The sequence below is a fragment of the Deltaproteobacteria bacterium genome (assembly GCA_009930495.1).
Taxonomy (GTDB): Bacteria; Desulfobacterota; Desulfovibrionia; order Desulfovibrionales; family Desulfomicrobiaceae; genus Desulfomicrobium.
In genome coordinates this window covers 1-1617 of record RZYB01000362.1, presented here as the reverse complement: position 1 = coordinate 1617, position 1617 = coordinate 1, and the positions used below count along the sequence as shown (strand labels likewise).

The window sequence follows — 1617 nt, the reverse complement described above, 5'->3', positions numbered from 1 at the left end:
GTGAATTAGTCGGAACAGACCTCAATGAAAACGGGTTAATGGAATTAATTGTTAAATACGATAACATCAAAATAATTGTTACCCCCATCGGTGGAAACGGTTTTATTTTTGGCAGGGCAAGTAAACAGTTTACACCCAAAATCTTAAATCTTATTGGCAAAGACAATATAATTGTGGTTGCAACTGAAGATAAAATCAGTAGATTGGAATGCCTTAGAGTAGATACTGGAGATGCTAAAACAGATACTATTTTTAAAGGGCATGTTAAAGTAATTACAGGATGTAAATCAGAAACAATTATTGAAGTAAAATGATTTTGAAATTTAACACAAATGAAAATCCATTCTCTCTCGTAGCCCATGTTCAAAAAGCAGCTATAAAAGGGCTAAAAGAAATAAACAGATATTCTGAATTAAAATATCTGTATGAATTTAAGACACTTTTGGGTAACTACAATAATGTGCCTTCTGATAATATTGTTGTAAATCATGGATCCGATTTGTTACTTAGGGAATTCATTAATATTTTTTCTAAAGACAGAAAAATAATTACGGTTAATCCGTCATTTTTCCCCATTTCAAAATATGCTTTACAGCAAGCCCGAAAATTAACAAAAATTCAACTTTCTCCTCCTGATTTTAAATTCAACCATCATCTTTTATTAAACGAGTTGAATGAACCTAGTCTGATCGTTATTGATAATCCCAATAATCCTACAGGCAAAATCTTAGCTGATGATAATTTAGTTGAAAAAATTCTTCAAAACGAAAATACTTTATTACTGATTGATGAAGCATACTATGAATTTTCGGGGCAAACATTTGCTGCGTTGATAACAAAGTATCCAAATCTTGCAATAACAAGAACAATGGATAAAGCATTTTCTTTAGCTGGGCTTAGATTCGGTTATCTTCTGATAGGTGATTTTTTCAAAGATCATTTTTCTGACTTCCCTGCATTTTTATCTAAACCTACCTTGTTTGCTGCTACTGAAGCATTAAAAAATTATGTATATATGACAGCAAATGTAAATAAAATCATGAGTGAAAAAGCAAGGTTGGAAAGTGAATTAACACAAATAGGAATTCAGGTTTTTCAGGGAAGTGCAAATTTTATTCTGATAAAAAGCAATCTTCCCGACTTTGGAAAAAGACTAATGGATGCTGAAATTTTTATAAAAGATTTATCTGATGAATGGATTGAAGGCTTTTATAGAATTTCCATTGGTCTTCCTGTAGAAAACAATGCATTATTATCAATAATTACAAAAATATGTGCCGATGACTAAAATAGAATTTTTAAATACTATGCTGAGAAGTATGGCAATGGGATTAATAGCAGTAAATGTTTAAAATGATGAAACAGACAACAAAAATTTTATTGGTTGATATAATCGCACATATATCTGGTATAAATAAAAAATTCCACCGGTATAAAGAAATAGCTGTAAACCCGCAGGATAAGGCATTAATAAGTCCTGTTGAAGGGACAGTAAAGATAAAAACTAAAAATTCAACTATGAGTCCCCTCCGAAAAGCGATATTTATATTACACGAAGAAAATTGTAAAATGAGTTAAAATTCACCATGGAGAACAATTGGTAGTCACAGGAATTTA

The 1617-nt window shown here is 30.7% G+C and carries 2 protein-coding genes; both read left to right on the top strand.

The window, feature by feature from the left end:
* On the top strand, window positions 1-314 hold a 314-nt coding region (locus EOL86_14695; GenBank protein ID NCD26820.1), incomplete at its 5' end, for an ATP-NAD kinase.
* The gene (locus EOL86_14690) at window positions 311-1288 is read left to right on the top strand and encodes an aminotransferase class I/II-fold pyridoxal phosphate-dependent enzyme (protein ID NCD26819.1); all 978 of its coding nucleotides are present in this window, start codon (window positions 311-313) and stop codon (window positions 1286-1288) included. The genes EOL86_14695 and EOL86_14690, both read left to right, overlap by 4 nt.
* The last annotated feature ends 329 nt before the right edge of the window (window positions 1289-1617 follow it).